The sequence below is a fragment of the Kribbella sp. CCNWLW201 genome, from assembly GCF_037203805.1.
In the GTDB taxonomy this organism is placed as follows: Bacteria; Actinomycetota; Actinomycetes; order Propionibacteriales; family Kribbellaceae; genus Kribbella.
Genome location: NZ_JBBCBQ010000001.1, coordinates 1397531 through 1414273, shown reverse-complemented (window position 1 = coordinate 1414273; position 16743 = coordinate 1397531). Strand labels below are relative to the sequence as shown.

The 16743-nt window shown below is 67.0% G+C and carries 15 protein-coding genes; 6 read left to right on the top strand and 9 right to left on the bottom strand.

What is annotated here, in order from left to right; genetic code table 11:
* Nucleotides 1-72 precede the first annotated feature (72 nt).
* The 4 genes from V9K99_RS06800 to V9K99_RS06785 all read left to right on the top strand — a co-directional run bounded on the left by V9K99_RS06800 (nucleotide 73) and on the right by V9K99_RS06785 (nucleotide 3837).
* A complete protein-coding gene (locus tag V9K99_RS06800; RefSeq protein WP_337323255.1) occupies nucleotides 73-513 on the top strand; it encodes a cupin domain-containing protein in 441 nt (146 codons plus the stop codon).
* Complete coding sequence (locus tag V9K99_RS06795) at nucleotides 510-884, top strand: DUF1304 family protein (RefSeq protein ID WP_337323256.1); 375 nt, start codon at nucleotides 510-512, stop codon at nucleotides 882-884. The genes V9K99_RS06800 and V9K99_RS06795 overlap by 4 nt, the downstream gene beginning before the upstream one ends.
* Nucleotides 885-1043: 159 nt before the next feature.
* Nucleotides 1044-2582, top strand: a complete 1539-nt coding sequence (locus V9K99_RS06790; RefSeq protein WP_337323257.1) for an alkaline phosphatase D family protein — start codon at nucleotides 1044-1046, stop codon at nucleotides 2580-2582.
* 1 nt (nucleotide 2583) lies between these two features.
* Nucleotides 2584-3837 carry a hypothetical protein gene (locus tag V9K99_RS06785; protein ID WP_337323258.1) on the top strand — a complete coding sequence of 418 codons (1254 nt, stop codon included), beginning with the start codon at nucleotides 2584-2586 and terminating at the stop codon, nucleotides 3835-3837.
* A gap of 1 nt (nucleotide 3838) precedes the next feature.
* Here the strand turns inward: V9K99_RS06785 and V9K99_RS06780 are convergent, their stop codons facing one another.
* Nucleotides 3839-4198, bottom strand: coding sequence for a DUF4345 domain-containing protein (locus V9K99_RS06780; RefSeq protein ID WP_337323259.1), 360 nt, complete (start codon nucleotides 4196-4198; stop codon nucleotides 3839-3841).
* A gap of 13 nt (nucleotides 4199-4211) precedes the next feature.
* Between V9K99_RS06780 and V9K99_RS06775 the strand changes: the two genes are divergently transcribed.
* A complete protein-coding gene (locus tag V9K99_RS06775) occupies nucleotides 4212-4337 on the top strand; it encodes a hypothetical protein (RefSeq protein WP_337323260.1) in 126 nt (41 codons plus the stop codon).
* On the opposite strand, the gene V9K99_RS06770 is transcribed toward V9K99_RS06775, so the two are convergent.
* The 8 genes from V9K99_RS06770 to V9K99_RS06735 all read right to left on the bottom strand — a co-directional run bounded on the left by V9K99_RS06770 (nucleotide 4331) and on the right by V9K99_RS06735 (nucleotide 15586).
* Nucleotides 4331-6379, bottom strand: coding sequence for a beta-galactosidase (locus V9K99_RS06770; protein WP_337323261.1), 2049 nt, complete (start codon nucleotides 6377-6379; stop codon nucleotides 4331-4333). The genes V9K99_RS06775 and V9K99_RS06770 overlap by 7 nt on opposite strands.
* Before the next feature lie 41 nt (nucleotides 6380-6420).
* Nucleotides 6421-7272 carry a carbohydrate ABC transporter permease gene (locus V9K99_RS06765; RefSeq protein WP_337323262.1) on the bottom strand — a complete coding sequence of 284 codons (852 nt, stop codon included), beginning with the start codon at nucleotides 7270-7272 and terminating at the stop codon, nucleotides 6421-6423.
* Nucleotides 7269-8135, bottom strand: coding sequence for a carbohydrate ABC transporter permease (locus tag V9K99_RS06760; RefSeq protein WP_337323263.1), 867 nt, complete (start codon nucleotides 8133-8135; stop codon nucleotides 7269-7271). Before V9K99_RS06760 ends, V9K99_RS06765 begins: the two co-directional genes overlap by 4 nt.
* A 74-nt stretch (nucleotides 8136-8209) precedes the next feature.
* Nucleotides 8210-9595, bottom strand: a complete 1386-nt coding sequence (locus tag V9K99_RS06755) for an extracellular solute-binding protein (RefSeq protein ID WP_337323264.1) — start codon at nucleotides 9593-9595, stop codon at nucleotides 8210-8212.
* A gap of 113 nt (nucleotides 9596-9708) precedes the next feature.
* Nucleotides 9709-10773, bottom strand: a complete 1065-nt coding sequence (locus V9K99_RS06750; RefSeq protein WP_337323265.1) for a LacI family DNA-binding transcriptional regulator — start codon at nucleotides 10771-10773, stop codon at nucleotides 9709-9711.
* A 107-nt stretch (nucleotides 10774-10880) separates the two neighbouring features.
* On the bottom strand, nucleotides 10881-11336 hold the full coding sequence (locus V9K99_RS06745) for a YbhB/YbcL family Raf kinase inhibitor-like protein (protein ID WP_337323266.1): 456 nt from the start codon (nucleotides 11334-11336) through the stop codon (nucleotides 10881-10883).
* 119 nt (nucleotides 11337-11455) lie between these two features.
* Nucleotides 11456-12751 carry a phosphodiester glycosidase family protein gene (locus tag V9K99_RS06740; RefSeq protein ID WP_337323267.1) on the bottom strand — a complete coding sequence of 432 codons (1296 nt, stop codon included), beginning with the start codon at nucleotides 12749-12751 and terminating at the stop codon, nucleotides 11456-11458.
* A gap of 645 nt (nucleotides 12752-13396) precedes the next feature.
* Nucleotides 13397-15586 carry a hypothetical protein gene (locus V9K99_RS06735; RefSeq protein WP_337323268.1) on the bottom strand — a complete coding sequence of 730 codons (2190 nt, stop codon included), beginning with the start codon at nucleotides 15584-15586 and terminating at the stop codon, nucleotides 13397-13399.
* Nucleotides 15587-15815: 229 nt separating this feature from the next.
* Here V9K99_RS06735 and V9K99_RS06730 point away from each other — a divergent pair, with 229 nt between their 5' ends.
* Nucleotides 15816-16742 carry an AEC family transporter gene (locus tag V9K99_RS06730; protein WP_337323269.1) on the top strand — a complete coding sequence of 309 codons (927 nt, stop codon included), beginning with the start codon at nucleotides 15816-15818 and terminating at the stop codon, nucleotides 16740-16742.
* Nucleotide 16743 lies beyond the last annotated feature (1 nt).

The following is a 16743-nucleotide window of genomic DNA, read 5'->3' as shown; positions in this document are numbered from 1 at the left end:
CCCGCCGGACGGGATGGTTCCGCCTCCGGGCGGTTCCTACGGTCAGGTCAACAACTCTTAGGGGAGGTCATCATGACCGAATCGGTGCACCTGAGCACAGCCGGCACGGGCGCGGAGTACGTCGCTCCGGACGCGACCGTCACGGTCAAGGTCGGCAGCGAGCACACCGGCGGGCAGTACGAGATCTTCGAGATCGACGCACCCCGCGGGCCGGCCGCGCCGCCGCATAGCGAGACCTGGAGCAAGGCGTTCTACGTCCTGCAGGGCCGGATCCTGGTCCAGGCCGGCGACCAGGGCTACGACCTCGGACCCGGCGCGTCGATCAGTATCCCGGCCGGCACGATGAACACGTTCTCGGTGCTGACGCCGTCGGCGAAGTTCCTGGCTGTCAGCCAGACCGGGAAGATGGGCGAGTTCTTCGCCGACCTGGCGACCGCCGACCCGACCGACTTCGCCGCGCTGGGGGAGATCTCGAGCCGGCACGGGGTCACGCTCGCGGGAGCGCCGACATGAGTACGGCGGCCCAGGTACTGGCGCTGGTGATCGCCTTCATGCTGGTGGTCGTGTTCGTGATGGAGTCGTTCCTCTATCGGCATCCACGGCTCTACCCGCTGTTCCTCACCAAGCCCGGCGACTTCGACGCGATCCGGCTGTGGACCGTGAATCTGGGGTTCTACAACCTGACGACCGCGGTCGCCTTGGTGGCCGGCGTCGTACTCGCGCGGACCGGGTATGAGGCGCAAGGGCAGGCACTGGTCGTCTTCACCGCTGCCCAGCACGTGTTCCTGGCCGTCGTACTTCTCTTCACGCAGCGGAAGCTGTGGATGAACACGCTGATGGAGGGGGTTCCTGCCGCGATTCTGCTCGCACTTGCCCTCAACTAGGCAGCTGTGAGCGGTAGGAAAGTTACGCAATTTGTCTCACCATGGGTATCAAGCACCACGCACACTCAAGGTTCCCCGGCCGGCTCCGCACCCGTCATCTATCGGGCACAGAATCCGGCCGGGGAACCCCCGCCCTGAGTAGTAGTGAAGGTGAGGCTCATGAGCCCAATCAGTCGCAGAACCCTTGTCTTCGGCGGGCTTGCCGCCGCCGGTGTCAGCGCTCTCCCGGTCCGATCGACTGTGATCGCGGCGACCGCTGCTGTCCCGTATCCGTTCCAGTTGGGTATCGCGTCCGGTGAACCGGATGCGAACAGCGTCGTGCTGTGGACCCGACTGGCGCCATCTCCCCTCAACGCCGACGGTCAGGGCGGGATGGCGAACGCCGACGTGACCGTCGACTGGCAGGTCTCCACTACCGACACGTTCAGCACGCTGGTCGCGTCCGGCTCGGTCACCGCACGCTATGCGAGCGCCCACTCGGTCCATGTCGTTGCCGGTGGCCTCAACCCGGACTCGGACTACTTCTACCGCTTCCGCGCCCAAGGCCACCTGTCACCGGTCGGCAGGACGCGTACGACGCCAGCACTCGGTGCAGCCGGGCGAGACCTGGTCATGGCGTTCACCTCCTGCGCGCACTACGAGGAGGGGTACTACACCGTCTACCGGCGGATGGCCGAGGACAACCCGGGTGTGATCCTGCACCTGGGTGACTACATCTACGAGTACGGCGCTGTGGCCGGCCGAACCCGTACGCACGCAGGCACCACCGAGATCGTGACGCTCGCGGACTACCGTCGGCGTTTCGCGCAGTACAAGACCGACCCGGACCTGCAGGCCGCCCACGCGGTCGCACCGTGGATCGTCGTACCGGACGACCATGAGGTGGAGAACAACTACGCCAACATGGTGCGGGCGGACAGCACGCCGTCACTCACCAGTGCACAGTGGACGGCTCGGCGGACGTCGGCTTACCAGGCGTACTACGAAAACATGCCGCTGCGGCCCACACAGGCGAACAGTGGCAACAGCATCCCGCTGTACCGCCGACTGCGGTGGGGGAACCTCGCCACCTTCCACATGCTCGACACCCGGCAGTACCGCAACGACCAGGCGTGTGGTGACGGCTGGAAGGTCTGTTCCGATGCGGATCTGGCGTCGCGCAGTCTGCCTGGCAACGCCCAGGAGACCTGGCTGCTCGACGGTCTGGCGCAGCACTACGGCACCTGGGACATCATCGGTCAGCAGGTGTTCTTCGCGCGGCGGTTCAACGCGTCCGGCGCGAGCATGGACTCGTGGGACGGCTACCGCGCCTCCCGGGCCCGGATCCAGCAGGGCTGGGTCGACCGCGGCACCCGCAACCCCGTCGTACTCACCGGTGACGTGCACCGCGCGTGGGCGAGTGACCTGAAAGCCGACTACAACAACGCGAACTCGGCCACCATCGGCAGTGAGCTCGTCACCAGTTCGGTCAGCTCCAGCGGCGACGGCGACGGGTCGACCACGATTCCCGACGTCGGGACCAACCCGTGGCTGAAGTTCTTCAACAACCGGCGCGGTTACGTCCGTACGACGATCAGCCCGACCCAGCTGCAGGCTGACTTCCGTGCGGTCGCGAAGGTGTCGGAGCACGGCGCCGCGGCGTCGACGGTGAAGTCGTTCGTCATCCAAGAGGGCCAGCCCGGCCTGCAGGCGGTGTGAGATGAAGAAGACACTGGCTGCGCTCACGGTCGTGGCGACCTCCTTCGTGATCACCACCCCGGCCGCACAGGCCCACATCGCGACACCGACCTGGTCGGCGGCGAACAGCGTGTCGACCGGCGACCAGGACGCTCCGGCGATCGCGACCAACCGCAACGGCTACGTCGCCGTCGTCTGGGAGGACGACCGCGACACGGACAACGCGACCGACAACGTCCACAGCGAGATCTACCTGCGAACGTTCCGCAACGGTACGGCGCTCTATGAGGTGAAGCTGTCCGCCGGGGGCAGCAGTGGTGTGACCAACTGGCGTCATCTGCACCCGGACGTCGGACTCGATGACAAGGGCAACGCGGTCGTCGTGTGGCAGGACGACCCGGACGGTAACGGCTACTACAACATCCCCTATCGCGTGGTGAACACCGCTGGCACCGTCACCGCGTCGGGTAGCGCCAACACCAGTTCGGACGGTCAGCAGATCAACCCGCGCGTGGCCGTGGATCCGGACGGTGCACCTGCAGGTGGTGCGGTCGCGTTCAGTGTGGTGTGGGAGGACATCCAGACCGGTACGCCGGCCACCGTGAAGGCCGCCGGGTACACGGGTCCGACGACGCGTGCCTGGGAAGTCACCGCATCCACGACGACCGGGCAGCACCACAACCCGGATGTGGCGGTGTCCGCCTCCGGTGACGCGGTCGTGGTGTGGGATGACGACGGTGACGCCAATGCGTCGTACGAGATCGGGCTGATCCGGCTGGGCCGGACCAATGGTGCGGCCACACTGTCTCGCCGGGTCGCGAACTCGAACACCGGCGGCCAGCAGACGCGTCCGTCGGTGGCCGCGAACTTCAACGGTGACTTCGCGGTCGCGTGGGAGTCCGACCACACCGGTACGGCGGGTTCGTGGACGCGGAGCTTCACCTCGACCGGCGTCGCCCGGTTCGCCGACGTCCAGGTCGCCGCCGGCGGCAAGGCGCCTTCGATCGGTATCGACGACGAGTCCCAGACGGTCGTCGGCTGGACGGTCCAGGCCACCGACCTCGACGTGTGGGTCCGTGGCTTCGGCACGGACGGCACGGACGCGGGCCGCTTGTCATCGCAGCAACTCAACTCCGTCCCCGGCGGCCGCCAGGAACAGATGACGGTTGCGGTGTCGCCGTACGCCCAAGTCGCCGTCGCCTACACCGACGACAACGACGGCAACACCTACGACCAGATCTACCTGGGTCAGGATTTCTCCAACAACAGCTGGTGAATCAGTTGACCGCGAACCACAGGACCGCGGCCAGGACGACCTCGACCCAGAAGTAGAACCAGATCGGATAGAAGGCGGCCGGCCGGTCGAACACTCGCCCGACCAACCGGCCGGCCGCCATCCCGGCCAGCGCGACCGCGACCGCGATCACCGCGCCCCGGCGGATCTCCTCGTCGATCGCCGCGACGACGAGCAGGCCGGCGACGGCCAGTCCGAATCCGCCGTACACGGCCCGTACTTCGGTGCGCGCGTGCGGGCCGGTGGCCTGGATGCCGAACGGCTGCACCAGTGCGGCCGGTGCGGCGAGCCCGAACAGTCCCATCCCGGCGAAGAACACCGCCACGACCACTATTGCAATCATTGCAAGAGACTACATGATCGGCTCTCCGGGGCTCAGTGGTACGGCGTTCCTCGACGTCGAGGGCACCGAGGACGCTGCCACCGCAACTGCCGCCCCGACCCAAGCGCCGTCGAGCTCGGGCAACGACTACGGCTACTGAGCGGGCTCTACCAGGACTCGCACGTCCCACGGTCCGAGGTCGAGCTTGTCGCTCACTGAGGTGTCCGCGAGTACGTCGTGAACCGCCGCCGGTAGGTCGACACTCACGCTGTCCCACGACCAGTTGTGGACGAACCGGAGTCGTCGGCCATCGGCCGCGGTCGCCGATGTGACCGTCACGCTGGCAGGCAGATCGGTCCACGGCGAAGGTGCGATCCAGCGGAACAAGGCGACCGCGAGCGGCACATTGGGAACTGTGCCCACGTAGGTGATCCGGCCCGAGCCATGAGCCCGCGTGGTGATCCCCGGCCACCGCCCGAAGTGTGGATGCTCGTATGTCGCTAGTACCTCGGCACCGTCGACCTGCAGGCCGTCCGCCCACCGCGTGCCCGCCGCGTCGTCACCAAGGTCGAGCTGCGAGCTGGCAACCGGCAACTCACCGGACAGGTTGCTGTACTCGTCGTACGAGACACCTGCCGCTGCAGCAAGGCCAGCCGGCATCGTGGCCGTCCGAGCCCGCGCTTCCTGGTCTGCGTACCCAGTGCGCGGTCCGACGACTAGATGACCGCCTGCCGCGGCGTACGCCACCAATCGCTCCAGCAAAGCGTCGTCTGCCATGTACAGCCCCGGTACGACAAGCACCGGGTGGTCGGCGACGTCGCCGGTGAACTGACTCGCGTGCTGGATGCGTACCTGCAGACCGGCGTCGAAAGCCCCACGATAGAAGGGATCGAAGAGACCGTGGTACGACCGGTCGTCCGGGCTACCGTCCTCGTGCGACAACGGCGGGTACTTCTGCATCAGCCACTTGCTCGGCAGCGAGTAGAGCATCGTCACGTCGCTGTCCGGCGTGAGGTCAGCCACCAGTGCGCCGGCTGTCTCCAGCTCAGCACCCAGTTGAGCGACCTCCCTGTACGTGCGGCCGGGCTTGCCGTTGTGGGGGAGCACACCACCCCAGTACGTCTCCGCACCGAAGTGCAGCGTGTGCCAGTGCCAGTACTCGATCATCTTGGCCCCACGCGAGACGAGTGCCCACGCTGCCTGCCGCCACTGGCCGTCGTACGCAGGCCGGTTGTCCCACGGGAACCCGATCGACTGTGCGTTCGTCTCGGTCACGAGGAACGGCCGCTGCTGTGACGAGTACATGCGGTCAGCACTGAGGTAGAGCGCCCACGTGCCGTTGGTGGTCCAGTGCTGCTTGGCCGGTGTGGTCTGCGGGTGCAGCAGTCCGTCCTGCATCGCGTAGTACGGATTACCCGCGGCTACGTCGAGGCGTCGTACCAGATCGTCGTCTGCGATGGCAGGGCGTTCGTAGGAGATGCAGGTGGTGACGAACTGGTCCGGGCGGGCGTACTCGCGGACGATGTCGGCCTGCCAGCCGATGAACTCGGTGGTCTGGTCCGCCTGGAACTGCCGCCAGGCCACGTCGTACTGCGGCTGGTAGTTGCCATCCGGTGTCCACAGGTCGGCCCAGTCCGACAACCGGTGTGACCAGTAGACGAGCCCCCACTCGTCGTTGAGCGTCTGCACGTCGCCGTACTTGTGCCGCAGGCTGTCCACGAACCGCTGGAACACCCCGTGGTTGTGGAAGAGTTCGTTGCCCGGCTCGTTGTCGACCTGGAACCCGATCACCGCCGGATGGTCGGCGTACCGGCTGATGATCTTGCGGATCACCCGCTCGGCGTGGAAACGGAACCCGGGATGCGTGAAGTCCACCTCCTGCCGAGCACCCCACGGGATTCGTTGCCCCGTCTTCCGCTCGCCCGCGATCTCCGGGTAGAGCCGCACCAGCCACGGCGGTACGGCGTACGTCGGGGTGCCCAGCAGTACGGCGATACCGCGGGCATGCGCACCGTCGAGGACGGGCTGCAACCAGTCCAGGTCGAAGCGCCCGTTCTCCGGCTCCCAGGTCGACCAGACCGACTCACCGACCCGGATCACCGAGAACCGGGCCTCGGCCATCAGATCGAGATCCTGCTCGAGCCGGTCATGTGGTTGGTATTCGTGATAGTACGCAGCTCCGAAGAGCACACGCTCTTGCACAGTTTCTCCAATGGTAGAAAGGCCAAATCAATCAAGCACTGTCAGCCCTTGACTCCGCCGGTGGACAACCCCGACTGCCAGTACCGCTGCAGCAGCAGGAACGCCGCGATCAGCGGGATGATCGACAGGAGGGAACCGGTGACGACCGACGACAGCAGTGCGCCGGTTGCTCCACCACCACCGGTGGCTTGGGACGACCAGGAGGCCAGGCCGACCGTGATCGGGTACAGATCCGGGTTGTTGAGCATGATCAGCGGAAGGAAGTAGTTGTTCCAGGTCGCCACCAGCGTGAACAGGAGCACGGTGACGATGCCTGGAGCGAGCAGCCGCAGCGCGACCTGGAAGAAGATCCTGAACTCGCCTGCGCCGTCGATCCGGGCAGCCTCGATGATCCCGTCCGGTACGGCGTCCTGGGCGTAGATGCGCATCAGATACAGGCCGAACGGGCTGACCAGCGACGGCAGGATGATCGCCCACGGAGTGTTCACGAACCCGGCTCGGCTGAATAGCAGGTACGTCGGGATCGCCAGTGCCGTGGTCGGCACCATGATGGCGCCGAGCACCAGTCCGAACATGGCCGCGTTGCCGCGGAAGCGATACTTCGCGAAACCGTAGCCACCGAGCGCGCAGAGGAAGGCCGCGCCGCCCGCGCTGACGACCGCGTAGAAGACCGTGTTGCCCATCCACCGGGCGAACACCCAGTCGTTGTAGGTGACGGTCTCCTGGATGTTGTGCAGCAGCGAGAAGTCGTCCGCGAACCACAGGCCGAAGCTCGAGAACAGGTCACCGACCGTCTTCGTCGACGCCACGATCAGCCAGAACAGCGGCAGCAGGAAGTAGATCAGCACCGCCACCATGCCGAGGGTGAGGACGTTGCTCCGTCGTTCTCTCATGACCGGCTCCTCCGGTTCGCGATGAGCAGGACCGCGTACGAAGCGACCACGATGACGGCACCGAGGAGGAACGAGACCGCCGCGGCGTAGTTGACCTCTTGTCCGGTGAAGGCGAGCGTGTAGCCGTAGAGGTTCGGCGTGTATCCGCTGTCGATGACGCTCGGCGCGAGCCGCTGCATCAACTGCGGTTCGACGAACAGCTGGAAGCTGCCGATGACCGAGAAGATGACGCAGACCAGCAGGGCCGGCCGGAGCGCGGGGATCTTGATGCTCCACGCCGTCCGGATCGCGCCGGCGCCGTCCACCGCCGCGGCCTCGTAGAGATCATGCGGTACGGCGCGCAGTGCGGCGTACAGGATGATCATGTTGTAGCCGGTGAACTCCCAGGTGACGATGTTCGCCAGTGACCCCAGCATCCAGTCGCTGCTGAGGAACTGCGGCCGCGCGACGTCCAGCTTGTCGGCCAGCTGCGCGAACGGACCGAAGTCCGGGCCGTACAGGTAGCCCCACATCAGCGCGGCCACCACGCTCGGTACGGCGTACGGCAGGAAGATCCCGAGCCGGAAGGCCCTCGACAACCGGAGCAGGCCACTGTCGATCGCCAGCGCCGCCACCAGAGCGAGCACGAGCATGATCGGCACCTGGATCAAGAAGAACAGCGCGACCCGGCCGACGCCTTCCAGCAGCCGTGGATCCGTCAGGGCCCGCGTGTAGTTGTCGATCCCGGCGAACACGGTGCCGCCGATCAGCCGTTCCTGGAACAGGCTGAGGTACGCCGCGTAGCCCAACGGCAACACCAGCATGGCCAGGAACACCAGCATGAACGGCGCGACGAACAGGTAGCCGGTGGCGGCATGGCTCACACCACGCCGCCTCCGAATCGCCTCCTTACGGCTCACCGTCTGGCGCTCCGCAATCCGAAGGGTTGTGTTGCTGCTCATTGCCCCTCGATCTTGAAGCCCTGGTTCTGCGCGTACGACGTGGTCCTCTGCTGCCACTGGTCGAGTGCGGCCTTGGTGTCGCTCTTGTCCGCGAAGGACTTGCCGACGGTCTCGTCCCAGTCGTTGACGGCCTGGTCCAGGAACGGCGGCCACTGGAAGTTCGTGTCCACCGTGCTGCTGATGTCGGCGAACTGCTGGTTGACGGTCTGCCCGCCGTAGAACGCCGGCTTCAGCTGGGTGAAGGAGGGATCCGCCAGGAGATCCTTCTTCACCGGGAAGAGGAACTGCTCGGTGGCGAACATCTTCGTCGACTCGGGGTCGGTGTTGATGAACTCCGCCAGCTTGGCCGCGGCGATCGGGTTCTTCGTGCCCTGTACGACGGCAGTGGTCGAACCACCCCAGTTACCGGAGACCTGCTTGCTGCCGTCCCACTGCGGCAGCGGTGCCGCACGCCACTTGCCAGTCGTGGCCTTGGCGCTGCTCTCCAGGAAGACCGGGCCCCACGCGGCGGTCAGCCAAGTGGCGTACTTTCCGCGGTTCAACGCCTGGTACCACGCGTCGGTGAAGTCCGGGTCGGCAGCGACGGCACCTTCCTTGACCAGGCCGTTCCAGTAGTCGGCGAGCTTCTTCGACCCATCGTCGGCGAGGTTGATCTTGACCGTGTCCTGGCTCGGGTTCTCGAACGGCTTGACGCCGGCCTGCCAGAGCAGACCGAACCACACGCCGGCCTGGTTGGGAGCGAGGTTGGTGAGGTAGACGTTCGGGTCCGCGGCGTGCAGCTTGCGGGCCGCGGCGGCGAACTCGTCCCACGTCTTCGGTACGGCGATGCCGTGCTTGTCGAAGATGTCCTTGCGGTACAGCATTCCCATCGGCCCGCTGTCCTGCGGAACGGCCCAGACCTCGCCGCCGGAACCGACGACCTGCTGCCAGGTCCATGGCACGAACTGGTCCTTCAGCGACTCGGCGCCGTACGGACGCAGATCCAGCAGGCTCTTGGTGATCGAGAACGTCGGGATGTACTGGAACTCGATCTGGACGGCGTCGGGGAAGCCGGTCCCGGCCTTCAGCGCCGTCCGCAGCTTGGTGTACTGCGGTTCGCCCTGTCCGGCGTTGACCACCTTCACCTTGATCGCCGGGTACTTCTTCTGGAACAGGGCGACTTCCTTCTGGATGTTCGGCACCCAGGTCCAGAACGTGAGCTCGGTGGGTGTGGTCATGGCCTTGTCGATCTCGGCCTGGCTGACGGCCTGGGCCGGCGCTGCCTGACCACCTGAGTCGTCGTCACCGCCGCCGCAGGCGGCCAGGGCGAGACTGCCGGCGAGGACGAGCGCACTGGCGAGCGCAGCCCGCCGGCGCAGGGGTGTGCGTTGGAAACGGAACACGTGAAACAACTCCTTGGGATGTGGGCAAGGCGTAGGTGGGCAGGCTTCGCCCTGGTCGCGGCCTCGGCAGGCAGCTGCTGGACCGCCCGGACGACCCGGGCGGACGTGGGACTTCAGCTGTGGGTGCGGCTCCGCCCGCGCGGAGCGGCAGTGGACTGGCGGATTTCCAGCCGGAGCGGTGGTGGCTCCGGCGCGGGGGAGCGGTCGTCGGTGGGCGACTCGATCTCCGTGACCAGATTGGCGATCCCGCGGGCGACGTGCTCGTCGAAGTCCTGCGGGATGGTGGTGAGCGGGGGCGTCAGGAACGCGGCGGACGGTATGTCGTCGAAGCCGACGATGCTGACGTCGTCAGGGACGGATCGATCGGCCTCGGCGAGCGCGCGCAGCACCCCGATGGCCATGTCGTCGTTGGCGACGAAGATCGCGGTGACCTCGTCGTTCGTTGCCAGTTTCCGGCCGGCCTCGTAGCCCGAAGCCGGTAGCCAATCGCCTTGCAGTACAGGCGGTTCGGGAACACCGGCAGCGGCCAGCGCCTGCCGCCAGCCGTCGAGCCGCTCCCGGGCAGCCCACCAGCGCTGCGGCCCGGCGACGTGCCAGACGGTCCGGTGCCCGAGGCCGAGCAGGTGCTCGGTCGCGAGGCGGCCGGCGCCGGTGTTGTTGCCGCCGGTGAACAGCATGGAAGGAGCACTCAGTCCGGGGAACTGCCCGAAGCTGAGTACCGGGATGTCGAGGTCGATCGGCTGGTCGTCACCTTCGTCGATCGGCTCGGACAAGATGATGCCGTCCACCCCCTGCTCGAGCAGGTGGTCGACGGCGCCCGCGACTCCCCGGGTGTCGCCTTCGAGGGTGTTGACGATGCTCAGTGAGTAGCCGGTACTGCGCAGGGTGCGCTCGATCGCGACCAATTGGGTCGATGGCCCGAAGAGCGCCGTACCGAGGCAGACCACTCCGATCCGCCGGGTCCGGCCCGAGTTGAGTGCTCGCGCGACGTTGTTACGGCGGTAGCCGAGTTCACGCATGGCGGCCTGGACGCGGAGGCGGACCTCCTCCTTGACGTACGGCTCACCGTTCAGGACCCGGGAGACGGTCTTCTGCGAGACACCCGCGAGCCGGGCGACGTCCGTGCTCCCCGGACGGCGGGTCCGACCGCCGTCGGGTGCCGGTTTCGCCTCACTCATGGGCCCTCACCTTATGCCGGGCAGCCGTTCTGACTGCGTAGTCAGAATGTGTCTACGTAGTCAGAAACGTCAATCCCCAGTTACGGGACTGTGACCTCAGTGGGACCTCAGCGCTTGTAGAGACCCGTCAGGCGGCCGCGGGCCAGGGTTCGGGAGTCGATCGCCGTCAGAGCGTCGTCGAGTTTGGCGCCGTCGGGGAGGCCGGTCGCCTCCGAGAGCGCGTAGACGGTGAAGCGGTAGTGGTGCGTGCCGCTCGGCGGACAGGGCCCGAAGTAGGAGGCCCTGCCCGCCGAGTTGTTCGCCTGTTTGGCGCCGGTCGGCACCTGTCCTTCAGCGATGCTGGTGGTCGTCGGATCCAGATCGAGCAGGACCCAATGCGTGAAGGTCCCGCGCGGCGCATCCGGGTCGTCCACGACCAACGCCACCGCGCCGAGGTTGGTCGGCAGGCCCTTCCAGGCCAGCGGCGGGGATACGTCGTCCCCGTCGCAGCTGTACTTCTTCGGGATCTTCCCGCCGTCCTGGAACGCCCTGCTCGTCACGGTGATGCTGCTGGGTGCGGTCACGGCCGGCTCCTTCCTGGACTCCGGCTGCGCGCCGCCGCACCCGGCCGCCAGGCCGGTCAAGAGCAGTGGCAGCAACCGCAGTCGCACACTTTCAGAGTCGCACGGCCGTGGAACAGTGGCTAACGGCCAGGTACGAACACGATCGCGTCACCGACTGCTCGCTCGGCGCCGCCGGCTCCGCTCGGGTGGTTGACCAGCGTCCCGTCCTGCAGCGCCATCGCGGTCGACCCGCCGCCGTCCAGGTTGATCGCGTCGTGCATGCCCAGTGCGTCCGCGACCGCGGCCGTCTCGTCCATCGTCGTACCCACGCTGGTCGTCTGCCGGCCGTCGATCGTCGCCAACAGGATCTTGCCGTCCGGCGTCGTACCGGCAATGGTTCGCGGGTTGCGAGCGAAGAAGCTGCCGGTCCCAGCGGGTACGACGATCTCGCCGTTGGCGGTCAACCGGTAGCGACCGGTCACGCCGTACAGGCCGGTGCGCAGCGGGACGTCGTCGCCGTTCTCGTTCGACAGCTTGATGTCGCGGTTCAGGCATCCGTTCGCCGCGGCGTTCAGCAGGGCGACGGTGTCCTTGCCGGTCGCCTGCAATGAGGTCTGTCCCGGCGCGAGGACCGTGCCGCGCGTCGTGGCAGTCTTGACGACGCATCCGTACCGGTTGAGGACCACCTCGATACCCGCTCCGGCCGGCGTCGAGGCCGCGAACTCCTTGCTGAACAAGACGACGTCACCCGGCTCGGTGCACGTGGTCTGATCGGGCAGCGTCGCACACGCGGCCGGAATCACCGGCGGGTGGTTGATGAACTCCAGTGGCAGGCGGACGTCGGTGCTGCGGTTGACGACACTGCCGGACCACTGCAGGTGGCCCATCACCGCTTTGTTGCTGTTGGCATCGATAACCAGGTTGGCCTCGGCCGGATCGGTCAACGGCTCGCTCAGCAGTTTGCCGTCGAAGATTCCCAGTCCGACCGGATCGCCCGGGTACGTCGGGTTGGCGGTGAAGGTGAAGAAGGACGCGTTCACACCGGCGAGCGCACCCGCCGACTTCACCAGCTCCGAGGTCTTCTCCACCTTCGCCAGGTCCGGCCCGTACGTCGCCTTCAAGCGGCCCTTCGACTTGGCCGGGTCGATGGTGAGCACGTTGACCACCCACGGGCCGCGCGTCGTCGTATTGATCTGATCAGGCAGCGCGGGCTCGGTACCGCGCACGATCTGCGTCAGCGTCACCCCCTCGGCCAGCGCCCGACTGGTCCGGGTCTCGACCAGATCCTGATCACCGAGCGGCAGCCCAGTCGCGGCCGTTACTTCAGATGCTCCGTCTTGGGCGTACGCCGTCGGTACGGCGCTCAGCGTGGCCACGGTCGCGAGCACGGAAGCTGCGATCACCGCGGCACGGGGAAGTCGAGCGGAAGTAGTCATACCGGCCATCCTGTTCGTCGATGGTGGAATCTTTCCGATCAAGTCGCTAACTCGTCAGCATCCAACAGGTTACGGTTCCGTGCCGCCCCACACGACCCCTGAGCCCACCGCCGTACCCCCCAACTCACCACCACCACAGCCCCAGACCCGCCGGCCATCAAGCTCCCAACCACCCGCCCACCAATCGCCCCGGCCCCACCCGTTCCACCACCCGCAGGAGGCCCCCGCCCCCGCCTCGACACCATCCCAAACCCGCCCTCGGCACCGGCCAGTCGGAGGTCCAGCCCCAGCCCTAGCCCTCAGGCAGGAGCCATCGGCACCTGACACCGAGCGAGCGCCTCCAGCACCCAGCTATCAGGTGACGACGGGGCGCAGCGTCAGGAACCGAGGTGCGTCGATGGTGCGACAGTTGTCAGGCTTCTGCATCCACGCGGTCAAGGACCGGCAGTTGCCACGCGGTCCCGTCAAGAATCCGGCGGCTGCGCTGGGCTAGACACCGGCGATCAGTGCGACATTCGGTTCGTCTGCGATCAAGAGGCCCAGAACCCCAACGAAGGTTCGGAATCGGGTCTGGGCTGTTGGGCGTCGCACGTAATCAGTCGTGTCGGATGACCGGCACATGGTGCTCGATGTGGTTGGCGTGGCTTACAAGGGTGGTGGCTCGGCGGGGGTGACGGGTGCACGGGTGCCTGGTTGCTGGGGTTGTGGGTCTGCGGGTGTCTGGTTGGCGGGGTTGTCGGTGGCGGGGTTGGATGCGGCCGGCTTGGTGGTGCTGCTGGGGTCGGACTGTTGGGTGATGGGTCCGCGGGCGGGTGGGACGGTGGTGTGGCGGTGGCCGGTGGGGGTGGTGAGGGTGATGGAGCCGTCGGGGTGGCTGGTGGTGGTCCAGCCCCAGGTGGGGGTGTCTTTGATGATGTGGTGGTACTCGCAGTAGGGGGCTAGGCCGGTGAGGTTGGTGGTGCCGGTTTGGGTGAACGGGGTGGTGTGGTCGCGGTCGCAGTCGCGGGAGGTGCGGTTGCAGCCGGGCCAGGCGCAGACGGGGTGGCGGGCGAGGAGGGTTTCGGTGATGAGGGTGCCGGGGTCGTGGCGGGTGGTGGAGGCCTCGAGGACGGTGCCGTTGAGGGGGTCGGTGAGGAGTCGTCGCCAGGTGCCGTCGGTGGCGATGCGGCGGGCGAGGTCGGCGGGGATGGGGCCGTAGCCGGTGAGTTCGGCGGGGTCGTCGTCGAGGCCGAGCAGGGTCGAGGCGGGGACGATGACTTCGATGTGGGGGCGGCGGCGGTGCTGGTCGGGGAGTCGGCGGCCGAGCCAGTCCAGTCCGTTGCGGAGGATGTGTTCGAACAGGTCAGCGGCCACGTCGGCGCGTCGCTGCTCGGCCGTCCGTGCGTCCTTCACCACACCACCTGCCGGGGTAGGCGCGGTGGCGGTGCGAGCGTTGTCCACCGGATCGGCCGTGGCTTTTTCCGTCGCGGTTGTGTCGGCGTGGTGTTGTGCGGTGGGTGGGGCGTCGTGGATCGCGCCGTCCCCGGTGGTGGCGGCGTCGTCGGAGGTGCATGGACCCCGTCGGGCAGGCGGGGGTGCCGTGCTTGGTCCGGTATCACTTGCTGCGGGCGCAGGTGCGGCGTCGGTGGCTGTCGGGTCTGCTGTCGGGTCGTGGGATGCGGTGCCCGGCCGGCGTTGTCCGACGTCACGGAGTGAGTTGTCAGGGGTTCCTGCAGCGGCTTCTTGGGTGGTGTTCGTGGCGGTGTCGGTACCGGGAGCGGTGGTTGCCGCGTTGTTGTCTGCGGTCTGGCGTTTGGCGAGGGTGGCCATGGCCTGGATGGCGACCCACATCTGCTGGATCTTGTCGGCGGTGTGGACGATCCACAACCCGGCCATCCCGTTCGCGAGCGGCACGATCTTGCAGGTGCGCTCGGCCACCGCGGCGCGGTGCTCGTCCGCGTCCTCGGCTACACGGTGTTTGGCGACCTGGCGGCGCAGCGACTCCAGCAGGTTCTTGTGAGTCTGGGCCGCGGCCCGCTTCAACACGTGCGCCTCGACGGCTTGGGCCGCGGCGTCGGGCAGGTCGGCGGTGGCCTCGGCGATCGCGAGGGCCTTGCCCCAGGTCAGGGCGCCGCACTTCAACGCGGTTTGGGTGGCGCGCAGCGGGCCGGTCAGGCGCAGCGCAGTGGTGACCCAGCGAGCGACGGTCTGTTCGGACACGCCGAGTGCCAAGGCGATCTCGGCGTGCCAGGAGCGTTCGGGGTCGATCGGGCGGCCTTTGGTGTCGTACTGGGCCGGGCGGGGCGCGGCGGCGTGTTCGGCCTGGCGTTGCCGGTAGAACGACGCGATTGCCTCCACCTTGAGTGCCTCGATCCAGCCGGCTTGGCGGGTGGCGGCCTTCATCAGCTCGATCAGGGCGATCGGTGACATCGCCTGCGGCCGGGTCTGCTCCAGCGCGAACGCGAGGGCGCCGCCGGGTGGCAGGAACACCCAGTCGGGGGCGTCGCGGCGCAGCATCTCCCGTTCCGCCTCGTCCTGGTCGACGCCGTGCCATTCCTCCCACTCCCGGTCGTCGACGGCCGAGTACCGGTTCCGGCCCAGCAACTCGTCCAGCTCGGCGTCCCACTGGTCCTGCTCACTGACGAACCTCGGACCACCCGGCACATCGAGATCCTCAGGACACAGATCATCCGGCACGCAGAACTCACCGGGCGGACCGCCGTCCTGGGCGTGGCCGGGTGGGACCGGAGCATGGGGGTTGCTGGGCGAGGAGAGAACGCGGGGTACGGCGTGCGCGCCGGTGTCAGCGAGGACCGGGTGGTCGCCGCCGAGCTCGGTGATGAGTGCGCCTCTCATGCATCTATATTAGAACAGGTGTTCGAGGCGGGCAAATCAGTGATCGAGGTTTGACCGGGGCGGAATCCCTTGTGGGGTTGGGGGTTGATTGGTCAGTTGCTATTAGCAACGTGTTGGTGGAACGGTGAAATGCTTGGTGGTTATCCGGGGGATGAGCGGGCAGTCGTTGGTGGTGACGGTTTCGTATAGGATCTTGGGTGTGTCGAAGTCGCTGAGTGTTTGATCGGCTGTGTCAGCCGTCGTTGGTGCCTTCGTTGCGCTCGTTTCGGTTGCCGTGCTTGGTTACGTTGTCGGGCTGACCGGCGTACTGCGGGCTCAGGACGAGCTTGTGTTGTCGCGGTTGGCGTTCTTCGTGGCGACGCCGGCGTTGTTGTTCACGACGGTTGCGCGGGCGGATCTGCAGTCGATCTTCTCGGCGGTGCTGGTCACCAATGTGGCCAGTCTGTTCGTGGTGCAGTTGGTGTTTCTCGTGGTGGCGGCGCTGATCTGGCGTCGTTCCAAGTCCGAGGCGACGATCGGCGTGCTGGCGTCGTCGTACGTGAACGCGGGCAACCTGGGTGTGCCGGTGGCCGCGTATGTGCTCGGGGACGGTGCGTTGGTTGCACCGATCGTGTTGTTCCAGTTGCTGGTGATGGCGCCGGTGGCGTTCGCCGTACTGGATGGAGATCGGCAGGGATCCGGGCGGCGGGTGTCGTTGCGTACGGTGTTGGCGCGGCCGTTGCGGAATCCGCTGACTGTGGCGTCCCTGCTTGGGTTGCTGGTCGCATCACTCGATGTGCAGTTGCCTACCGTGGTGATGCGGCCGATCGATCTCGTGGCGGCGGCTGCGGTGCCGGTCGGACTGGTGGCGTACGGGCTCAGCCTCAGTGGCGGTACGCGGGACTCGATCACGTTGCGGCGGGACGTCGTACTGGCTGTGCTCCTGAAGACAATGCTGCAACCTGTTGCCGCGTACGCCGTTGGGCGGTGGGTACTCGGGCTGGACGGCATGGCGCTGCTGGCGCCGACGTTGTTGGCCGCGTTGCCGACGGCGCAGAACGTCTATGTGTACGCCGTTCATTACCGGAGCAGCCGTACTCTCGCGCGGAGTGCGGTGTTGCTGAGCACGCTGCTGTCGATCCCGATCATGACGGCGATCAGCGGGCTGCTCGGTTGAA